The 20,567-nt window shown below is 70.2% G+C and carries 19 protein-coding genes; 11 read left to right on the top strand and 8 right to left on the bottom strand.

The features are described 5' to 3' along the window. Positions 1–6 precede the first annotated feature (6 nt). The 8 genes from BKA18_RS03175 (at position 7) to BKA18_RS03140 (ending at position 8,855) form a co-directional block, all read left to right on the top strand. Positions 7–1,356 (top strand): MFS transporter, encoded by a 1,350-nt coding sequence (locus BKA18_RS03175; RefSeq protein ID WP_366046005.1) that lies wholly within the window; start codon positions 7–9, stop codon positions 1,354–1,356. Positions 1,357–1,433: 77 nt separating this feature from the next. Beyond that, on the top strand, positions 1,434–2,384 hold the full coding sequence (locus tag BKA18_RS03170; protein WP_366046004.1) for a sugar-binding transcriptional regulator: 951 nt from the start codon (positions 1,434–1,436) through the stop codon (positions 2,382–2,384). Between the two features lie 102 nt (positions 2,385–2,486). Next, positions 2,487–3,875 carry an ABC transporter substrate-binding protein gene (locus BKA18_RS03165; protein WP_429638139.1) on the top strand — a complete coding sequence of 463 codons (1,389 nt, stop codon included), beginning with the start codon at positions 2,487–2,489 and terminating at the stop codon, positions 3,873–3,875. A gap of 52 nt (positions 3,876–3,927) precedes the next feature. Continuing rightward, positions 3,928–4,824 (top strand): carbohydrate ABC transporter permease, encoded by an 897-nt coding sequence (locus BKA18_RS03160; protein WP_366046123.1) that lies wholly within the window; start codon positions 3,928–3,930, stop codon positions 4,822–4,824. After that, positions 4,821–5,693: a carbohydrate ABC transporter permease gene (locus BKA18_RS03155; RefSeq protein ID WP_366046003.1), complete on the top strand. Its 873-nt coding sequence runs from the start codon at positions 4,821–4,823 to the stop codon at positions 5,691–5,693. Before BKA18_RS03160 ends, BKA18_RS03155 begins: the two co-directional genes overlap by 4 nt. A 256-nt stretch (positions 5,694–5,949) precedes the next feature. Then, a complete protein-coding gene (locus BKA18_RS03150; protein ID WP_366046002.1) occupies positions 5,950–6,417 on the top strand; it encodes an ATP-binding protein in 468 nt (155 codons plus the stop codon). A gap of 117 nt (positions 6,418–6,534) precedes the next feature. Further along, positions 6,535–6,702: a hypothetical protein gene (locus BKA18_RS03145; protein ID WP_366046001.1), complete on the top strand. Its 168-nt coding sequence runs from the start codon at positions 6,535–6,537 to the stop codon at positions 6,700–6,702. 47 nt (positions 6,703–6,749) lie between these two features. Next, entirely contained in the window at positions 6,750–8,855 is a 2,106-nt protein-coding gene (locus tag BKA18_RS03140) for a SpoIIE family protein phosphatase (protein ID WP_366046000.1), read from the top strand. Between the two features lie 41 nt (positions 8,856–8,896). On the opposite strand, the gene BKA18_RS03135 is transcribed toward BKA18_RS03140, so the two are convergent. The 7 genes from BKA18_RS03135 to BKA18_RS03105 all read right to left on the bottom strand — a co-directional run bounded on the left by BKA18_RS03135 (position 8,897) and on the right by BKA18_RS03105 (position 16,844). Then, positions 8,897–9,376, bottom strand: coding sequence for a hypothetical protein (locus BKA18_RS03135; protein ID WP_366045999.1), 480 nt, complete (start codon positions 9,374–9,376; stop codon positions 8,897–8,899). An 85-nt stretch (positions 9,377–9,461) separates the two neighbouring features. Continuing rightward, positions 9,462–10,874, bottom strand: a complete 1,413-nt coding sequence (gene aspA / locus BKA18_RS03130; RefSeq protein ID WP_006606641.1) for an aspartate ammonia-lyase — start codon at positions 10,872–10,874, stop codon at positions 9,462–9,464. 55 nt (positions 10,875–10,929) lie between these two features. Beyond that, the gene (locus BKA18_RS03125) at positions 10,930–11,943 is read right to left on the bottom strand and encodes an asparaginase (protein ID WP_366045998.1); all 1,014 of its coding nucleotides are present in this window, start codon (positions 11,941–11,943) and stop codon (positions 10,930–10,932) included. Between the two features lie 14 nt (positions 11,944–11,957). Then, positions 11,958–13,517: an amino acid permease gene (locus tag BKA18_RS03120; protein WP_429638138.1), complete on the bottom strand. Its 1,560-nt coding sequence runs from the start codon at positions 13,515–13,517 to the stop codon at positions 11,958–11,960. After that, positions 13,514–14,251 (bottom strand): FadR/GntR family transcriptional regulator, encoded by a 738-nt coding sequence (locus BKA18_RS03115; protein ID WP_366045997.1) that lies wholly within the window; start codon positions 14,249–14,251, stop codon positions 13,514–13,516. The genes BKA18_RS03120 and BKA18_RS03115 overlap by 4 nt, the downstream gene beginning before the upstream one ends. A gap of 118 nt (positions 14,252–14,369) precedes the next feature. Continuing rightward, positions 14,370–15,062, bottom strand: coding sequence for a response regulator (locus BKA18_RS03110; protein ID WP_366045996.1), 693 nt, complete (start codon positions 15,060–15,062; stop codon positions 14,370–14,372). A gap of 105 nt (positions 15,063–15,167) precedes the next feature. Continuing rightward, the gene (locus BKA18_RS03105) at positions 15,168–16,844 is read right to left on the bottom strand and encodes a sensor histidine kinase (protein WP_366045995.1); all 1,677 of its coding nucleotides are present in this window, start codon (positions 16,842–16,844) and stop codon (positions 15,168–15,170) included. A gap of 225 nt (positions 16,845–17,069) precedes the next feature. Here BKA18_RS03105 and BKA18_RS03100 point away from each other — a divergent pair, with 225 nt between their 5' ends. Genes BKA18_RS03100 through BKA18_RS03090 form a run of 3 tightly spaced genes read left to right on the top strand, consistent with a single transcriptional unit; the run spans position 17,070 to position 19,834 of the window. Beyond that, a complete protein-coding gene (locus tag BKA18_RS03100) occupies positions 17,070–17,885 on the top strand; it encodes an ABC transporter ATP-binding protein (protein ID WP_006606647.1) in 816 nt (271 codons plus the stop codon). Beyond that, positions 17,875–18,747, top strand: coding sequence for an ABC transporter permease (locus BKA18_RS03095; protein ID WP_366045994.1), 873 nt, complete (start codon positions 17,875–17,877; stop codon positions 18,745–18,747). Before BKA18_RS03100 ends, BKA18_RS03095 begins: the two co-directional genes overlap by 11 nt. A 55-nt stretch (positions 18,748–18,802) precedes the next feature. Further along, positions 18,803–19,834 (top strand): ABC transporter substrate-binding protein, encoded by a 1,032-nt coding sequence (locus tag BKA18_RS03090; RefSeq protein WP_366045993.1) that lies wholly within the window; start codon positions 18,803–18,805, stop codon positions 19,832–19,834. Positions 19,835–19,962: 128 nt separating this feature from the next. Here BKA18_RS03090 and BKA18_RS03085 read toward each other — a convergent pair whose 3' ends face one another. Further along, the gene (locus BKA18_RS03085; RefSeq protein WP_040901172.1) at positions 19,963–20,154 is read right to left on the bottom strand and encodes a DUF6381 family protein; all 192 of its coding nucleotides are present in this window, start codon (positions 20,152–20,154) and stop codon (positions 19,963–19,965) included. Positions 20,155–20,567: the final 413 nt, after the last annotated feature.

Below are 20,567 nucleotides of genomic sequence, written 5' to 3'. Positions count from 1 at the left end.
CCCGCTGTGCTGCGCACACCCCAAGAGCGCGATCCGTCGCTGCCCCGCCCCGCCGTCCTCGGGATCCCCCGAGCCCTCATATGGGGCTATATCGGCGTCCTGCTCTTCATGATCGGCGACGGGGTGGAGACCAGCTATCTCCCCACGTACTTCAAGACCGACCTCGGCTTCGCGGAGGCGGGCGTCGGCATCATCTTCACGGTGTACGGCGTCACCGCCGCGGTGGGTGCCTTCCTGGCGGGCGGGCTCTGTGACCTGTGGGGGCCGCGCCGGGTGATGATGACCGGCGCCCTGTGCTGGGCGGTCTGCCACACCCTGCTGCTCGCGGTCGCCATCCCCGCCCACTCCTACTGGCTGATCCTGTTCACCTACGGTCTGCGCGGCTTCGGATATCCGTTGTTCGCCTACGGATTCATGGTCTGGATCATGGCCGGCGCCCCGGAGCGTCAGCTCGGCAAGGCGCTCGGCTGGTTCTGGTTCTGCTTCACCATGGGCTACCCCGTCATCGGCTCCGCCCTGGTCTCCGCCCTCAAGCCCACCATCGGCTTCTACCGCACGCTGTGGGTGTCCCTCGCGATGATCGTCGCCGGCGCCCTGGTCGTCCTGCTCCTGCTGCGTGAACGCACCGGATTCCAGGGCCTGTCCAAGGGGCCGGAGCGGGTCGGCCTGCCGCGTACCTTCCTGGGCTGTTTCACCATCATGTTCGCCGAGCCGCGCGTCGGCATGGGCGCGGTGGTCCGGCTCATCAACACCACCTCGCAGTTCGGTGTGTGGGTCTTCCTCCCGCTCTTCCTCGTCGATCAGGTCGGCTTCCGCCCGCAGGAGTGGGCCTCCCTGCTGATCGTCATGATGGTCAGCAACCTCGCCTGCGTCGTCACCTTCGGTGCGCTCGGTGACCGGTGGAGCCGGCGCAAGACCGTCGCCTGGCTCGGTGGCGTGGTCTCGGCGCTCGCCTGTCTGGCGCTGTATTACGTGCCCGAGGCCGCCGGGCACCACTACCTCCTCGTCGCGATCGCGGCCGGCGCGCTGGGCGTCGGCATGGCCGGGTACGTCCCGCTGCCGCCGCTGATGACCTCGCAGGATCCGGAACGCAAGGGCCAGAGCATGTCGGCGTACACGCTGGGGGCCGGCGCCAGCATGGCCTTCGGGCCGCTCATCGGCACGGTCTTCATCGGCGTGATCGGCATCGGGGGCGTCATGTGGATCTATGCCGCCCTGCATCTGCTCAGCACCGTCCTCGTGCTGGGCATGAAGACGCCGTCCGAGCCGCAGCCGGAGCCCGGTGAGCAGGCCGATGCGCACCGGGCGGAGCGGCAGCCGGTGGGCGCGTTGACAGCCCCCTCCAGGGGACTTTAATGGAGAAAAGGTGCATGTGAGGCGTGCGCGCTCATGCGAGCACTGACGGCGCAGCGTCCAGAAAGGCCAGGCCTGCCATGCGTACCCACCACACCGGCCCGGAGTACCTGGTCCAGACGGCTGCGATGGCTCGGAGGTTCTACCTCGAAGGCAAATCCAAGATGGAGATCGCCGAGGAATTCGGCATCAGCCGGTTCAAGGTGGCCCGGACCCTGGAGACCGCCCTCCGCGACGGCCTGATCCGGCTGGAGATCCGGCTGCCCGCCGAACTCGACGCCGACCTCTCCGACGCCCTGCGCACGCGATTCGGCCTGCGGCACGCCATCGTCATCGACTCGCGGCAGGAGGTCCCGGACGACACCGTGGAGGCCACCCGCCGCCTCGGCGCGGTCGCGGCCGACCTGCTCGCCGAGATCGTCACCGAGAACGATGTCCTCGGGCTGGTCTGGGGTCCGGAGATCGAGGCCCTCGGTCTCGGGCTGACCACGCTCGCCCGGTGCACGGTCGTCCAGCTGTGCGGGGTGACCCCGCTGCGGCCCGTGAACAAGACGGCGGTGGAGGCGGTACGCCGGGCCGCCACCATCTCGCGCGGCGTCGTCCACCCCATTTACGCACCGCTGCTGCTGCCCGATGCGACGGTGGCCCGGATGCTGCGTGAGCAGCCCGGCGTGGTCGACGCGATCCGCCACTTCAGCCGGCTGACCAAGGCCGTGGTCACCGTCGGCGGATGGGGCCCGGGGCTCTCCACCGTGTTCGACGCGCTCAGTGACGCCGAACGTGAGGAGTACCGCAGCCGCGGCGTGTGCGCCGAGGTCGCCGGCCATTTGCTCGATGCGGAAGGACGCCTCATCGTCCCCGAACTCACCGAACGGGTCATTGCCATCAGCTTCGACGAATTGCGCAAGGTGCCCGAGGTGATTCTGCTGGCCGACGGCATCGAACGGGCAGTCGCTGCCTCGGCGGCGGTGAAGACCGGACTCTTCAACGGCGTGGTCACCGACGCCAGGGTGGCCGAAAGCTTGCTCTGAACGCGGGAACCGTGCGCTTGTCGTCCGCCGGCAGGGGCACGTTCGCGCCCCGAGGCGATAGACCTGGTGCGGCAGCAGCGGGCGGGGTGAAAGGTGCCAGCCGTGAGAGCACGACGCCGTGGTCGGGCCGGACGAGGCCGCCCCGGTCGCTTCGTCCGGCAGACCGCCGTGACGCTGGCCGTGGTGCTGGCGGCAGGCGGCTGCTATCGGGGCGCCGGCGATGTCGGCAACAGCGGCAAGAACACTCTCAACGTGCTGATGGTGAACAACCCGCAGATGGTGGATCTGCAGCGGCTCACGGCCGAGCACTTCACCAAGGAGACCGGCATCAAGGTGAATTACACCGTGCTGCCGGAGGACGATCTGCGCGACAAGATGAGCCAGGACTTCTCCAGCCAGGCCGGGCAGTACGACGTGGCCAGCCTGAGCAATTACGAGACGCCGATCTATGCCCGCAACGGCTGGCTGACCGATCTGGGGGCGCGGGCCGCCAAGGACCGCGCCTTCGACCAGGGCGACATCCTTCCGCCGGTCCGCGCCTCGCTGACCGCCGCCGACGGCAAGGCCTACGCGGAGCCGTTCTACGGCGAGTCGTCGTTCCTGATGTACCGCAAGGACCTGTTCAAGGCCGCCGGTCTGACCATGCCGGCCAAGCCCACCTGGCGCCAAGTTGCCACGATGGCGGCCAAGTTGGACGGCATCCGCAAGGGCGTCAAGGGGATCTGTCTGCGCGGGCAGCCCGGCTGGGGACAGCTGATCGCCCCCCTGACGACCGTGGTGAACACCTTCGGGGGGACGTGGTTCACCAAGGACTGGCGGGCGCAGGTCGACAGCCCCGCCTTCACCGCGGCCACCCGGTTCTATGTCGATCTGGTGCGCAAGCACGGCGAGCCGGGCGCCCCGCAGGCCGGCTACACGGAGTGCCTCAATGACATGCAGCAGGGCAAGGTGGCGATGTGGTACGACGCGACGGCCGGCGCCGGTTCGCTGGAGAGCGGCGAGTCCAAGGTCGCGGGCAAGGTCGGCTATGCCCCGGCGCCGGTGGAGAGGACGGCCGTCTCGGGCTGGCTCTACACCTGGGCGTGGGGTCTGCAGAAGGCCAGTAAGCACCAGGACGCGGCGTGGAAATTCATCTCCTGGGCCTCCAGCAAGAAGTACGAACAGCTGGTGGGCCGGGAGCTGGGCTGGTCGAAGGTGCCGGGCGGCAAGCGGGCGTCGCTCTACCGCAACCCGCACTACATCGCGTCCGCCCGGGCCTTCGCCGGCCCGACCGAGCGGGCGATCAGTACGGCCCGGCCCGACGACCCGGGGGTCCAGCCCCGCCCCGTGCCCGGCATTCAGTTCGTGGACATCCCCGAGTTCGCCAACCTGGGTACGAAGACCAGCCAGGAGATCAGTTCGGCCATTGCCGGCAAGCAGAGCGTGGCCGCCGCACTCCGTCACGGCCAGCGACTGGCAGCGGAGGTGGCTCTTGTCTACGCAGGCCACTGACGCCTCGGCGCCCGGCCCGCGCGGTGCCGTGGACGCCCGCGGTCGCGCGGCGATGGACCGGGCCACGGTCCGGGCCCGCCGGGCGCCCCTCCTCCCCGCCCTGGTCTTCCTCATCATCGTCACCCAACTCCCGTTCGTGACGACCGCGGTGATCTCCTTCCTCCGCTGGAACGCACTCGCCCCCCAGAACCGCGGCTTCGCCGGCTTCGACAACTACCGGGCCGTCTTCACCGACCCCGCGCTGCGCAGTGCGGTAGGGACCACGATCCTGCTGACGGTGACCGTGGTCCTGGTCAGTCTGCTGCTCGGGCTGGGCCTCGCGCTGCTGCTCGACCGGCGCTTCCACGGCCGCGGCCTCGTCCGCACCCTGCTCATCACGCCGTTTCTGATCGTGCCGGTCGCCGCGGCCCTGCTGTGGAAGCACGCCCTGTTCAACACCTCCTACGGCCTCCTCAACGGCGCCCTGACCTGGCTGTGGGGCCTGTTCGGCAGCGACAGCCCGCCGCAGCCGGACTGGATGACGAGTGCCCCGCTCGCCGCGGTGGAAGTGACGCTGATCTGGCAGTGGACGCCGTTCATGATGCTGATCCTGCTCGCCGGGCTGCAGAGCCGGCCCGCCGACGCCGTGGAGGCCGCCCTGGTGGACGGCGCCTCCGCGTTCGACATCTTCCGCTATCTGACGCTGCCGCATCTGCGCCGCTATCTGGAACTCGCCGCCCTGCTCGGGACGATCTACCTCGTGCAGAACTTCGACGCGGTCTTCACCCTCACCTCCGGCGGCCTCGGCACCGCCAACCTCCCCTACACGATCTACCAGACCTTCTACCAGGCCCACGACTACGGGCTGGCGTCCGCACAGGGCGTCGTCGTGGTGATCTGCTCCCTGATCGTGGCCGCCTTCGCGCTGCGCACCGTCTCGTCCCTGCTGCGCGAGGAGGGCATCCGATGACCGGCCTGCTGCGCGCCGTCCACCGGCTGCCGGCCGCCGCCCGGCGCCGGCGTCGCCGGCACACGTATCTGGTCCTGCTGGCCTGGCTGTGCGGACTGCTCTTCTTCGTGCCCGTCGCCTGGATGGTGCTCACCTCCCTGCACAGCGAGACGGATGCGGCGACCAACCCGCCCAGCCTCGGCGCGCCGCTCACCCTGCACGGCTACCGCGAATTCTTCGGCGCGGGCAGCGGCGTCAGCCCCTGGCCCCCGCTCCTCAACTCGCTGACCGCCTCGGTGGTTTCCACGCTCCTGGTCCTCGCCCTTGCCGTCCCCGCGGCCTACGCCCTGTCCATCAAACCGGTGCGCAAATGGCGCGACGTCCTCTTCTTCTTCCTCTCCACGAAGATGCTGCCGCTGGTGGCCGCACTGCTCCCGCTCTATCTCGTCGCACAGCACACCGGAATGCTCGACAACATCTGGCTGCTGGTCCTCCTCTACACCGCGATGAACCTGCCGATCGCGGTATGGATGATGCGCTCGTTCCTCGCCGAGATTCCGGTGGAAATGCTGGAGGCCGCCGCGATCGACGGCGCGGGCCTGGCCACGACGCTGACCCGGATCGTCGCGCCGGTCGCCCTCCCCGGCCTGGCCGCAACGGCCCTGATCTCCTTCATCTTCAGCTGGAACGAACTGCTCTTCGCCCGGGTCCTGACCGGCGTCGTCGCCGGCACCGCGCCGGTGTTTCTGACCGGCTTCGTCACCAGCCAGGGCCTCTTTCTGGCGAAGGTGTGCGCCGCCGCCACGTTCATCTCCCTTCCCGTGCTCCTCGCGGGGTTCGCCGCCCAGGACAAGCTCGTCCAGGGCCTCTCGCTCGGCGCCGTGAAATGACGTGGCGCGGCTCACCGGGCAGCGTCGAGCTGCTGCGCACCGTCACGAATTCCGGTCGGAATTGCTCGTCTGAGCATGACTTGCTCATGTTTCAAAAGAGGCCTCGAAAACCATTGACATCACCCTTTGCGGATCTTTAATGGGAGGTAATTGCATATATGAGCTGTGGATGCTCATCTGAGCAAAACGGAATGCTGCACACGCGGCCGGGTGGATCGCGCGCTTGCTTGTTTGAAGGGTTAAGGAAATGACTGCAGTGGCTGAATTCGCCATCCCACGGGATGTCGAACTTCCTTCTGTCTCGCTCACGTTGCCGGCAGTCCTGTCCTCCGCCAGGCAAGCCCGGAACTTCACCGCGGAGTCTCTGCGGTTCTGGGGTGAGAGCGAAGAACTCATCGATTCCGCCGTGCTGATCGTCTGCGAGCTGGCCACGAACGCCATTCGCCACGGAGCGCGGCTGCCGGCCCCCTACGGGTGCGAACGGGGGACGGATGCCGTGATCACTCTCCGGCTCGCCCTGCAGGCCGATGTGCTGCACATCGAGGTGCATGACGGGTCCATGATCCTGCCGGTCCAGCGCGCCGCCGGCCGTGACGAGGACTGCGGACGCGGCATGCAGATCATCGCGGCGCTCGCCGAGTCCTGGACCTGCGGCCGCGACCCCGAGGGCGGCAAGTGGGTCCGCGCGACCCTCTCGCGCGGGGGCGGGGCTGCCGGCGGGTGAGCCGGACGGCCTTTCAACTGCCCACGGTTCCGGACCGGCCCGCCCTCCGGCCCCCACCCGATATCAGACGTAAAATGCCCGTATGGGGATGCTTGGTGTGGCCGGTGCGGCGGGTCGTTGCCAGAGTTGGTCGGCCGGCTGATGCGCCGGGCGGTGGCGGTGGACCGGCAGGTCGGGACGAGTTGGGCGCAGATCGATGCCGTCCTGGAGATCGCTGCCGAGGCGGCGCGCAGTCGTTTCGGACGCGTACGGGCCGCCACCTTTCACGCCGGCGGGGGCGGGTGACGGCGGTGCAGGGTCTCTTCGGGGGCGCCGCAGCCGGGGGCTCCGACATGCTGCTGGAGGCTCCCTTGGTGCAGGCCGTGCAGGAGTCGGACGCCTCGGCGGGTCTGCTCTACCTGTTGCCCCCGGGCGCCGATCATCTGCAACTGACGGTGCTGACCGGGATCTCCCGGCGGATCGTCGCCCCCTGGGAGCAGGTGTGGCTGTCGGCCCGGGCTCCGGTGGCCGATGCCGTACGGGAGCGGCGCCTGCTCTGGCTGCACGACTACGAGGAGGTGGCGCGCCGGTATCCGCGGACCGCGCTGCTGCTGCCTGAAGCGTTTGCGCTGGCCATCGCGCCGATCACCACGGATGCGGCCGTTTGGGGCGGGCTGGCGTTGATGTGGCCCGGCGCGCACCCGCCGGAGCTGGCCCAGCAGGAGGCCGACGCGCTCCAATCCTGTTGCCGGCGCCTGGGGTTGCTGCTGGAGCGGGCCGCCGACAGTGACCACCCGGTACTGCCCGGCCGGGAGCCACGGTTGATCCCGACGCTCCGGGCCCGCGCTCCCGCGGCGGCCGAGGCGCTGGCCGCGTTCGACTTCGCCGAACGGCTCCCCGAGGGCTGCTGCGCGCTGGATCTGGACGGCCGGATCACCTTCGTCACCGCTGTCGCTGCCGAGCTGGTCGGCGCCGAGATCCCCGATCTGCTGGGCGCTCTGCCCTGGGAGGCCCTGCCCTGGCTGGACGATCCGGGCTTCGAAGACCACTACCGGGCCGCCGTGATCAGCCGTCGGTCCCTCTCCTTCACCGCGCTGCGCCCGCCGGACCGGCGGCTGACCTTCCAGCTCCATCCGGACGCCGGCGGTCTCAGCGTCCTGATCACCCCGGCCGCCGTGTCCGACTCCGCCGGCACCCCACCACCGCGTCATCCGCCCGAGCCCGCGGCCCCGGGCCGGGCGAACGTGCTGTACCACCTGCTGCACCTGGCCGCCACGCTCGCCGAAGCGGTCGGGGTCCGGGACGTGATGGAGCGGGTCGCCAGCCAGCTCATGTCGGCCTTCGACATCCAGGGCCTGGCATTGCTGACGGCAGAGGAGGGCCGGCTGCGCGTCATCGGCCAACGCGGCTTCACGGCAACGCTCATGGCCCGCTTCGACGCCACCCTCCTGACCGACGAGACCCCCGGTGCCCAGGCCCTGACCAGTGGCGTTCCCAGCTTCTTCGCGACCACGGAGGACCTCGTACGGGCCTACCCGCACGTGGTGGTCCTCGAGGACATCGCCGCGTGCGCCTTCTTCCCCCTGATCGCCTCCGGCTCCCCGGTCGGGCTGCTGGTGCTCGGCTACGACCGGCCCTTCCCCTGGACGCCGCAGGAACGGGCCGTGCTCACCTCTCTCGCCGGTCTCATAGCGCAGGCCCTGGACCGCGCCATCCTCTACGACGCCCAACACCACCTCGCCCGCAGCCTGCAAGCGGGCCTGTTGCCGGCCGTCCTTCCCGCCGTCCCGGGCCTGGACGTGGCCGCCCGCTATCTTCCCGCCGGCCGCACGATCGATGTCGGCGGCGATTTCTACGATCTGGTCCGCCTCGATGCCCACACCGCTGCCGCAGCCATCGGCGATGTCCAGGGCCACAACGTCAACGCCGCCGCCCTGATGGGCCAGGTACGCACCGCCGTCCACGCCACCGCCGGCGCACCCCCCGGCGAAGTTCTCGCCCGTACCAACCGACTGCTCACCGACATGGACGCCAGCCTGTTGACCAGCTGCCTCTACGTCCACCTCGATCTGGCGCAGCACCGCGCCCGCCTGGCCACCGCCGGCCACCTGCCGCCGATTTGCCGCCACCCCGACGGCCGCACCGAAGTCCTCACCCTGCCGCCCGGCCTGCTGCTCGGCGTCGACCCCGACGCCGACTACCCGACGATCGAAGTGCCCTTCCACCCCGGCAGCACGCTCGCCCTGTACACCGACGGACTCGTGGAAGCCCCGGGCTGCGACATCGAGGAGGCGATGAGCAGCCTTGCCGACCGCCTCGCGCAGTCGCCACCGGGGCCGATGAGTGCCCTCGCCGAGAACCTCGTCCAGCGGACCGAACCGTGCGCACCGCACACCGACGACATCGCCTTGCTCCTCATCCACCACACCCCGCACGAGACACGCCGGCCCGACAAGTGAGCTTCACGCGTCGCCGTTTGCGGCTCTTCTCGCTCACTCGCTCACTCGATCCCCAGGGGCCCGATGCCCAGGTCCGCACGCATGAGGTGACGCATCTGCGCCATGGCCGCGCGCCGTTGCGCTATCAGGGCCGCTGCCTCGGCGGAGCCGACCGCCACCCCCCGGGCGTAGGCGTCGCGCAGCGTGCGCAGGCAGTGAAACGCCTCGTTGCCCGCCGCCACGACCTGCGGCGGGCCCACGAGCCAGAGGCGTTCGCTCGCCGTGTAGATGCCGGTGCCACGGACGGCTTCGCGTACGGCCGCGTCCCGCGCCGACTCGGACAGGTGATCTCCCAAGGCGACGGCCCGGATTTCTTCCCCGGCGGCTTTGAGGGCGGACACGTACTCGGAGTACACCTCGCGCCGTACTTCCAGCGCGTGCCTGGCCTCCTCCCGCTGCCACCGGTTGCGATCGGCGAGCAGAGTGGCCGCGATGCCGATGACGGCACCGGTCAGTGTGGAGAGCAGGGGCATCCAGTCCATGTGCCGCAGCTTGTCCGAGTCATGGCGCCGGCACCAGTGGTCCGAGTCGGCGCACCGGACCACTGGCTCCTGCTGCGGAGGTGGATTACCTGGCGCCCCCGGTGCCCGCGATTTCCTCCGGCCGGAGCAGGGCCGCGAGGCGGTCGGCCGGCAACAGGCCCTGTTCCAAAACCAGTTCGGCGACGCCGCGGCCGGTGGCGAGGGCCTCCTTGGCGATCGCCGTGGCGGCGGTGTAGCCGATGTGCGGGTTGAGCGCGGTGACCAGGCCGATGGAGTTCTGCACGCTCGCGCGCAGGGTCTCGGTGTTGGCGGTGATCCCCGCCACGCAGCGCTCGGCGAGGGTGCGGCAGGCGGCGCCGAGGTGGGTGATGCTCTCCGAGAGGGAGTGCAGGATGACCGGCTCGAACGCATTGAGCTGGAGCTGGCCCGCCTCGGCGGCCATGGTGATGGTGACGTCGTTGCCGATGACCTCGAAGGCGACCTGGTTGACGACTTCCGGGATCACCGGGTTGACCTTGCCGGGCATGATGCTCGAACCGGCCTGTACCGGCGGCAGGTTGATCTCCGCGAGGCCGGCGCGCGGGCCGGAGGAGAGCAGCCGCAGATCGTTGCAGCTCTTGGAGAGCTTGACGGCGATGCGCTTGAGCACTCCGGAGAGATGGACGAAGGCGCCGCAGTCCTGGGTGGCCTCGACGAGGTTGGCGGCGGTGACCAGCGGCAGGCCGGTCAGGGTGGCCAGGTGGTCACGGGCCGCCTCGGCGTAGCCCTTGGGGGCGTTGAGGCCGGTGCCGATGGCGGTGGCGCCGAGGTTGATCTCGTGGATGAGCAGGACGGCCTCCGCCAGCCGGCTCTGGTCCTCCTCCAGCATCACCGCGTACGCCGAGAATTCCTGGCCCAGCGTCATCGGCACCGCGTCCTGGAGCTGGGTGCGCCCCATCTTGAGGATGTCGCGGAACTCCTCGGCCTTGGCTGCGAAGGCCTCGCGCAGGACGGTCATCGAGTCGAGCAGTTCCCGCACGGCGATGATCGTGGCGACGTTCACGGCCGTCGGGTAGACGTCGTTGGTCGACTGGCTGAGGTTGACGTGCTCGTTGGGGTGCAGATGGCGGTAGTCGCCCTTGTCGTGGCCGAGGATCTCCAGCGCCCGGTTGGCGATCACCTCGTTGGCGTTCATGTTCGTCGAGGTACCGGCACCGCCCTGGATGACGTCGACGATGAACTGGTCGTGCAGCCGGCCGCCGTCCCGGATCTCCCGGCAGGCGGCGGCGATGGCGTCGGCCCGCTCCCGGTCCAGCAGCCCGAGGTCCTCGTTGGCCCGGGCCGCGGCTTCCTTGACGGCGGCGAGCGCATTGATCAGGTGCGGGTAGGTGGCGATCGGCGTACCGGTGATGGGGAAGTTCTCCCTGGCGCGCAGGGTGTGCACGCCCCAGTACGCCTCGGCCGGTATCTCGCGGTCGCCGAGCAGATCGTGTTCGCGGCGGTGGCCGGCGGCAGTCATGGTGCTGAGGGTCCTTTGTGAAGGGGGAGGGGTGCGGAGGTGAGGTGATGGGGTGTCAGGAGAGCTGTGGTGCCGTGGTGTGCACGGCCCGGAGCGTGCCGACCGGTGCGCCGCCCCCGAGGACGGGGGCGGTGGCGAAGGGGGCGAGGACCTCGGGGTCGACGCCGCAGCGCGCCAGGGCCGCCGCCGTCACCGGCATCCGGGCGCGGTCGGCGCCGTCGGCTATCTTCACGCCGACGGCCCGGCCGTCCGGCAGCGCCGCGATCTGCACCCCCTCGAAGCCGTCCTTGGCGAGCAGACCGGGCACCGCCCGCACCAGCCGGGCGACGTCCCGGCTGCTGCCGGAGACCATCTCCGGGTGGGCGCGCATCGCCTCGGCGACCCGGCCCTCGTCGGTGCCGGGTGCCGCCGTCGCCAGCCGGGCGGCGGCCCGGGTCAGCCCGTGCAGCGAGACCGAGAACAGCGGGGCGCCACAGCCGTCGACGGTGACCCGGGCGATGCGCTGGCCGGTGAGGTCCTCCACGGTCGCGGCGAGCTCCTGCTGCAAGGGGTGCCCGGGATCGAGGTAGTCCTCCAGCCGCCAGCCCCGGGTGCGGGCCGTCAGCAGCATGGCGGCGTGCTTGCCCGAGCAGTTCTGCGCGAGGCGGGAGGGGGCGAGGCCGCGCCGGATCCACTCGTCGCGGACGGCCGGGTCGTACGGCAGGTCGGGGACGTTGCGCAGGTCGTCCTCGGCCAGCTCCGCGGCGGCCAGGATGCGCCGGGCGCCGGCCAGATGCCGTTCCTCACCGGAGTGGCTGGCCGCGACCAGGGCCAGCAACTCGTCGTCCAGCGGCGGCAGCCCCGCCCGCAGCAGCCCGACCGCCTGGAGGGGCTTCAGCGCCGAGCGCGGGTAGCACGCGACCTCGATGTCGCCCGCCTGGAACGCCACGCTCCCGTCGGCCGCCAGTACCACCACCGACCCGTGGTGGATGCCCTCGATCATTCCTCCGCGTACCACGTGGGCGACGGGTACGTGTGCCGGTTCGCGGACCGCGGGTGCTTCGCCCGGGGTGCGGTGCGGCCGGGTCATGCTCTGACTCATCATCAACTCTCGTTTGATTCACTGCTGTTGGGGCCTTCGCCAGGCCGGGGGTGGGGAATGGGGCCGGCGGCCACCGGTGCCCCGCTTTCGCGCGCCGCCGCGTCCCGCAGGGTGCCGACCCGGCCGCGTACCAGGAACCAGCCGCCGACCAGTGCCGCCACGATCACCGGGAGCGAGAGCACGGTGGTCCGGCCCGCTCCGCCGTCGGCCCACATCAGCACCAGGACGAGGGCGAGGAAGGCCAGCGTCACGCTCTCGGTCCACGGCGAGCCGGGCAGCCGGTAGCTGGGGCGTTCGAGCTCCCCGGCCCGGGTCATCCGCCAGAAGAGCAGATGACAGATCATGATCATCGCCCAGGTGCTGAGGATGCCGATCGCCGCGAAGTTCAGCACGATCTCGAACGCGTCGCTCGGCACGACGTAGTTGAGGCCCACGCCCAGGACACAGACTCCCGAGGTGAGCAGGATGCCGCCGTACGGGACCTGGCTGCGGCTCATCACGCCGGTGAACTTCGGCGCGGAGCCGGACATCGCCATCGACCGCAGGATGCGGCCGGTGGAGTAGAGGCCGGAGTTGAGGCTGGACATCGCGGCGGTGAGCACGACGAGGTTCATCACGCCGCCCGCGGCCGGCACGCCGACTCGGGACAGCACGGTGACGAAGGGGCTCTCGTCGGCGGAGTACGAGTTCCAGGGCAGCAGCATCGACAGCAGGACCACCGAGCCGACGTAGAAGATGCCCACCCGCCACATGATCGAGTTGATCGCCTTGGGCATGATCTTCTCCGGCTCGGCGGTCTCGCCCGCCGTGACGCCGACCAGTTCGACCGAGGCATAGGCGAACACCACGCCCTGGATGACCAGCAGCATCGCCAGCGTTCCGGTCGGGAAGACCCCGCCGTGGTCGGCGATCAGCGCGGGGCCGGGGGAGTGGCCGCCGACCGGGTGCTGGGTGACCAGCAGGAAGATGCCGATCAGCATGAAGACGACCAGCGCACTGACCTTGACGATCGCGAACCAGAACTCCATCTCGCCGAAGATCTTCACGGAGATGAGGTTCACGGTCAGCACGACCGCGAGGGCTATCAGCGCGATCACCCACTGCGGCACATCGGAGAACATGCCCCAGTAGTGCGTATAGGTCGCCACCGCCGTGATGTCGGCGATTCCGGTGGTCGCCCAGTTCAGGAAGTACATCCAGCCCGCGACGAACGCCCCCTTCTCGCCGAGGAATTCCCGGGCGTAGGACACGAACGCCCCGGAGGACGGCCGGTGCAGCACCAGCTCGCCCAGGGCGCGCACCACGAGGAAGGCGAACAGTCCGCAGAGCGCGTACGCCACGAACAGTGACGGCCCGGCGTCGGCGAGCCGGCCGCCCGCGCCCAGGAAGAGGCCGGTGCCGATGGCCCCGCCGATCGCGATCATGTTGACGTGCCGGGACTTGAGGGACTTTTGATAACCGGCGTCGCCGGCGTCCACATGCCCGCCCGCCGGCCGCCCTGCGGCGTCCTGTGGTGATTGTTGTTGCTGCCGTTCCGCCTGCCGGAGGGATTGCTCGCTCACGCGTGATCCTCGTCTTCCGTGGAGGGGGCCGTGCGGTGTTGGGGCCGCACGATGGTGGTCAGCGTCGTCTCGACGCGTGCGAGGTGGTGCGCCATGGCGTCCACGGCGTCCTGTTCGGAGCTGTCGACGAGGGCCTCGACGATCGCCCGGTGTTCCCGGTTGGACTGCTCGCGCCGTCCGCCGAGCTCATTGAGGAATGCCGACTGGCGGGCCAGTGCATCGCGGATCTCCTCGATGACCCGGCGGAAGACCGGATTGCGGGCCGCCTGGGCGACGGCGAGATGGAACAACGTGTCCATCGCCACCCACGCGGTGGTGTCGGTCTCCTGCTCCATCCGCTCCAGCAGATGGGTCAGGTGATCGAGGTCCTCCGGCGTACGGCGTACGGCCGCGTACCCGGCCACCGGGATCTCCACATGACGACGGACCTCCAGGAGGTCGCTCGCCGTGTAGTCGCCGAAGGTCGGATCGGCCGCCGCACCGTCGGAGACGACGAAGGTGCCCTTGCCGGTACGTGAGACCGTCAGCCCCATCGTCTGGAGCGCGCGCAGCGCCTCGCGGAGCACGGGGCGGCTCACTTCCAGCCGGCGGCAGAGCTCTGCCTCCGACGGGAGCTTGTCGCCGACCGCGTAGTCGCCCCGCTCGATGGCGTCGCGCAAATGGTGCAGCACCGCTTCCATGGCACTGATGCGCCGAGGGGTGCCGCCAGCTGTCTGGCTGTCTGACAGGTTCACTCGGGGATCGTCGGATCCGGCCGGGGGAGCTGTCAAGGGGTTGGGCCAGATCGTTTCCCCTGACGGGTCACGCAGGGAGCGGGCCGGGGGAGCCGGCCGGGGAACGGCCGTGCCCCGGTCAGTGGGCGCGTGTCCAGCGGTAGCGGTGTTCGGGGCGTCCGGTGTCGCCGTATTTGAGGGTCAGGGTGATGTGGCCGCTGCGTTCGAGGTGCTTGAGGTAGCGCTGGGCGGTGGAGCGGCTGACGCCGGAGCGTTCGGCGACCTCGTGGGCGGACAGCGGGTGCCCGGCCTGGTCCAGGACCTGGCGGATCAGGTCGACGGTCGCCGCCGAGTGGCCCTTGGGGAGCTCGGTGTGCGGGGAGTCGGCCGCCCGGAAGGCGCCGAAGATCCGGTCCACCTGCTCCTGGCCGGCCTCGCCGCGGCCCCCCACCCCCGCCACGGTCCGGCGCAGCGCCGCATAGCCCTCCAGCTTCGCCCGCAGCCCGGAGAAGCCGAACGGCTTGACGAGATACTGCAGCGCGCCGCTGCGCATCGCGTCCTGGACGGTGGCGACGTCCCGCGCCGCCGTCACCATGATCACGTCGGTGCGATGGCCGAGCTGCCGCAGCCGCCGCACCAGCGCCAGCCCCGTCTCGTCGGGCAGATAGTGGTCGAGCAGCACCAGATCGATCCGGGTGCGCTCCAATGTGGCCAGGGCCTGGGCGGCGGTGTGGGCGCGGCCGGCGACCCGGAAGCCGGGCACCTGGGACACGTAGGCGGCATTGATCTCGGCGACGTGGAAGTCGTCGTCCACCACAAGGACATCGATCATCGTGACGCTCCGCTCACCTGGTACTCCGCTGCTGTGATTCCGCGCTCGGCGCTCGCCCGGCCGACCCCGCTCGTTCCTGGCGCTCCCGGCGCCGCGACACCCCGCTCACCTGGGCTCTCCCGCGGTCGTGAGGGCACGTCCGGGGGAGTCGGCCGGCGGGGCGAGTGCCTCGGGCAGGACCACGGTGAAGACCGCGCCGCCGCCCGCGCGAGCGGTCACCCGGGCCATTCCGCCGTAGCGCTCGGCGAGCCGGCGCACCAGCGCGAGGCCGATGCCCCGGCCGCGGTGGAAGGCCACCGAGCGCCCGGACAGCCCGTCCGCGGGGGCCGGTGGGACGGCCTTGGTGGACCAGCCCTCGGCGAAGATCCGCTCCCGTAGCTCCGGCGGCACCCCCGCTCCGGTGTCCGAGACCCGCAGCACGGCCGTGCTGCCCTCGCCCTGCAGCTCCACCTCGACGAAGGGCTCGGACCGGCGGTGCCCGGCGGCGGCGTCCAGCGCGTTGTCGATGAGATTGCCCAGGACGGTCACCAGATCGCGCGGGTCGACCACCGCATCGGGCAGCAGCGTCGCGGGCGACACCCGCAGCGGTACGCCGCGTTCGGCCGCGATGGCCGCCTTGCCGACGAGCAGCGCGGAGAGCAGCGGGTCGTGCACCCGCTCCGCGATCTGTTCCGCGGAGGCCCGCTGGGCGCTGGTCACTTCGGTGACGAAGGCGACCGCCGTGTCGTGCCGGCCGAGTTCCAGCAGTCCGCGCAGGGTGTGCAGCTGATTGGCGTGCTCGTGGTCCTGGGCCCGCAGTGCGTCCAACAGCCCCTGGGTGCTGTCCAGTTCCCGCCCGAGCAGCTCCAGTTCGGTGCGGTCGCGCAGCGTCACCACCGCCCCGCCGTCCGGCGTCGGCATCCGGTTCGCGACCAGCACCCGCCCGCCGCTCACGGCCAGCAGATCCGCGCCCGCCACCCGCCCGGCCAGCACATCCGTCGTCCGGCCCGGCGCCAGCACCTCGTCCAGCGCCCGCCCCGCGGCCTGTCCGTCCAGGCCCAGCAGCCGTTCGGCCTCGTCATTGACCAGCCGGATCCGGCCGCGCCGGTCGAAGGCGACCACCCCCTCACGGATGCCGTGCAGCATCGCCTCCCGCTCGTCGAGGAGTGCGGAGATGTCGGCGAACGCCACCCCGTGGGTACGGCGCCGCAGCCCGCGGGCGAGGACGAGCGCGGCCAGGACGCCGACGGCCAGTGCCGCGCCCGCGTACCGCAGCACCGCGGGGATGGTGCCCAGCAGCCGGCTGTGGACGCTGTCGTAGGCGATGCCGACCGATACCGCGCCGACGATCCGGCCGTGGTCGTCGCGCAGCGGCACCTTGGCGCGGGCCGAACGCCCCAGCGTCCCGGTGTCGATCTGCCGGACCTGCCGTCCGGCCAGGGTCCGGCTGGGGTCGGTGGAGACGTGCCGGCCGATCTCGGCGGGGTTCGTGTGCGACCAGCGCACTCCGCGGGTGTCCATCACCACGACGTACAGCGCCCCGGTCGCCTTGCGGATCCGCTCGGCGTCGGCCTGCACCGGTCCGTGGGCGTCCGGCGCGGTGGCGGCCAGTTCCCGGGCGAGGTCCGGTTCGGCGGCGGTGGTCTGGGCGATGGACAGCGCACGGCGCATCGCCTGATCGTCCAGCTGGGAGCTGAGCGGGGCCAGGAACAGGCCGGTGGCCAGCACCATGACGCCGGTGGTGAGGGTCACTTGCGCGGTCAGCACCTGCGCAAAGACACGTCGGGGCCGGCGGATGCGCATGGGGCCTCCCTCGTCTCCGGCCCTCCGCTCGCTTGCGGAACCGAAACTTCCAGTTATCTCGCGGTGCACGCACGGTAAGCCGTGCGTGAGCAATTGCGCACCCCTTGATAAAGACTTAGCTGTTCTAGCGCGAGCAAAATGAGCACAACAGGGTTTGCGCGCAGAAAGCCGGCTTGCGCCCACAAGGCTGCCGCTGTGGCCCCGCTCACTCCTAGCCTCCCGGCCATGAACAGGCACACGAGCCCCGCTATCGAACTGCGGGGTACGAGCAAGGCATTCCGCACTCCCTCGGGGGCGCTGCACACCGCCGTCCGGGATCTGGATCTGGTCGTCGAACGCGGTGAGTTCGTCGCCGTCGTCGGCCCCACCGGCTGCGGCAAGTCCACCACGCTGACCCTGGTCAGCGGGCTGGAGGAGCCGACCGAAGGTGACGTGCTGGTCGCCGGCGAGCCGGTCCGGGGCATCGGGGACAAGATCGGGTTCGTCTTCCAGCAGGATGCGGTCTTCCCCTGGCGCACCGTGCTGTCGAACGTGATGGCCGGCCCGCGGTTCCGCGGCGTACCGAAGACGGAAGCCCGGCAGCGGGCTCGGGAATGGCTTGCCCGGGTCGGACTGGCGGCCTTCGAGGACCGCTATCCGCATCAGCTCTCCGGCGGGCAGCGCAAGCGCGTCGCCCTCGCCGCGACCTTCGTCAACGACCCCGAAATCCTCCTCATGGACGAGCCGTTCTCCGCCCTCGACGTGCAGACCCGGGCGCTGATGTCGGACGAACTGCTGGAGCTGTGGTCGGGCACCGGCGCCTCCGTCGTCTTCGTCACCCACGACCTGGAGGAATCCATCGCGCTCGCCGACAAGGTGGTGGTCATGACCGCCGGTCCGGCGACCGTCAAGGAGGTCTTCGCGGTCGATCTGCCGCGTCCGCGCAAGGTCGAATCGATCCGGCTGGAGCCGCGGTTCCTGGAGATCTACCGGGAGATCTGGTCCTCCCTCGGCGAAGAGGTCCGGATCACCCGCGAGAGGGGTGCCGCACATGTCGCCTGAAACCGTCACCCCCGTCACGTCCCGCACGGCAGCGGGCCGCACCGACCGCTCGCAGGCCAGGGCGCGAGCCGCCCGCAATCACAAGCTCCTGGTGTACGGCACCCGGGTACTGCTGCTGGTCGGGCTGCTCGTGCTGTGGGAGTGGCTGGCCCGCGCCGCCGTCATCGACCCCTTCAACTTCTCGATGCCCTCGAAGATCTGGGACCAGACGGTCCAGTGGGCGCTGCACGGCACTCCGCAGGGCACGCTGTGGGAGCAGGTCTGGTACACGCTCTACGAAGCGCTCTTCGGCTGGGTCATCGGCGTCATCGGCGGTGTGGTGCTGGGCATCACGCTGGGCCGGATCCGCTTCCTCGCCGATGTGCTCGGCCCGTACATCAAGGTGCTCAACGCCCTCCCGCGGATCGTCCTGGCCCCCATCTTCCTCATCTGGTTCGGCCTCGGACCGGCCTCCAAGGTCGCCTCGGCCGTGGTCCTGGTCTTCTTCCCGGTCTTCTTCAACGCCTTCCAGGGCGCACGGGAGGTCGACCGCAACCTGGTCGCCAACTCCCGGATCCTCGGCGCCAGCAACCGCCAGGTCACCTTGCAGGTGGTGATCCCCTCCGCCACCTCATGGATCTTCACCAGCCTGCACGTCAGCTTCGGCTTCGCGCTGATCGGCGCGATCGTCGGCGAGTACATCGGCGCGACCAAGGGGCTGGGCCTGCTGGTCGCGGCGTCCCAGGGCACCTTCAACGCGGCCGGTGTGTACGCCGCGATGGTGATCCTCGCCGTGGTCGCCCTGCTCGCCGAGGGGCTGCTGGCCTTCCTCGAACGGCGGCTCTTCCGCTGGAAGCCGGCCGACGCCGGCGACGGCCGCTGAGCCCCCTCCTGCCCCCACCCCCTCCTTTCCCCTGCCACCTCACAAGGACATGACCATGCGCACCCCACTGAAGATCTCGGCCGCCGTGGCCGCCGCCACCCTCGCCCTGACCACGCTCACCGCCTGCGGCGGCGGCTCCGCGGCCGCCGGCTCCGACGACAAGAACGGCAAGATCAAGATCATGGTGGGCGGCCTCGACAAGGTCATCTACCTGCCGGCCAGACTCACCCAGCAGCTCGGCTACTTCAAGGACGAGGGCCTGGACGTCACCCTGCTCACCGAACCGGCCGGTGTGCAGGCCACCACCTCGCTCGTCTCCGGCGACGTCCAGGGCGTCGTCGGTTTCTACGACCACACCCTCGATCTGCAGGTCAAGGGCAAGCAGGTGGAGTCGGTGGTGCAGCTCGCGCACGCCCCCGGTGAGGTCGAGGTGGTGTCCAACAAGGCGGCCGGTGACCTCACCTCGCCCAAGGACTTCAAGGGCAAGAAGCTCGGTGTCACCGGCCTCGGCTCGTCCACCGACTTCCTGACCAAGTACCTCGCGGTGAAGAACGGGGTGCAGACCAACGAGTTCACTCCGGTGGCGGTCGGCGCCGGCCAGACGTTCCTCTCGGCCCTCCAGCAGGGCTCGATCCAGGGCGGGATGACGACGGACCCGACGGTCGCGCAGATCGTGGACAAGAACCTCGGCAAGGTCCTCCTGGACATGCGCACCCCGGAGGGCTCGCAGAAGGCGCTCGGCGGGCCCTACCCCTCCTCCAGCCTCTACATGAACACCGACTGGGTGAACAGCCACAAGGAGACCGTGCACAAGCTGGCCGACGCCTTCGTGAAGACGCTCAAGTGGATGTCCACCCACACCGCCGAGCAGATCGCCGCCAAGATGCCGGCCGACTACGCCCAGGGCGGCAAGAAGCTGTACGCCCAGGCGATCAAGGACACCCTGCCGATGTTCACCAAGGACGGGGTGATGCCGGCCGACGGCCCGGCGACCGTCGAGCGGGTGCTGAAGTCCTTCAACCCCAACCTGAAGAACGCCACGGTGGATTTGAAGAAGACCTACACCACCGAATTCGTCAAGAAGTAGCAGGGCCGACCCGCCGGGAGTCCCCGGCGGGTCAGAACACAGCGGAGGGAATACGGCGGACGGGACGCGGCCCGAGGGCGCGTCCCGTCCGTGGTGTTTCCCGCTTCCCGTGAGGACGTGCGGCGGCCTCACTCCGAGGGGTAGATGTCTCCGCTGGCCATTCCGCTTTCCTGCTCGCTCTGGGACTGCAGCCTGCGGGCCTTCTCCTGGAGCCGCTTGCGCTCCTCGGGGTCGCCGGCGCGTTCCGCGGCCGCCTGCAATTCCTGGGCCTTGTCGCGCATCTGCTGGATTCGTCCGCGAGATTCTCCGGTAGCGCTCATGATCTCTCCTTGGGCGGTATGGGGGGAGAGCTGTGTTACCAGCGAATCAGGCCCGGCAGCGCCCAGCAACCCCCGCAAAGTCACACTCCGTGAGGAGGGATGTCCCGCTGTCGGTCCCGCTGTCAGGAGCACCGGGGAGGGGCGGGGCGCACCCGTGTCGCAGGGAGGGCCGGGCCGGGCCGGCGGGGTCCGGCCGAGTCCGCCGGTCCGCGGCCGCGGGGCGCGGCACGCCCGGGCGTCACGGCGTGTTTCCACCGGATGGCCTTCCTGAATGGCGAGGGCGGCCCGTAGGGACGTTGGCTGAAGCACAGCACGCTCACAGTCCGCCGAGTGTCAGCGCTTCTGGTGTTTGACGCTCCCCTCGTTCAGTGGAGTCCCTCCATGTCATCCGAACCAGCTCTTTGTGGGGGCGA

It is taken from the genome of Streptomyces auratus (genome assembly GCF_050433025.1).
In the GTDB taxonomy this organism is placed as follows: Bacteria; Actinomycetota; Actinomycetes; order Streptomycetales; family Streptomycetaceae; genus Streptomyces; species Streptomyces sioyaensis.
This window is presented reverse-complemented; position numbering and strand designations above follow the sequence as displayed.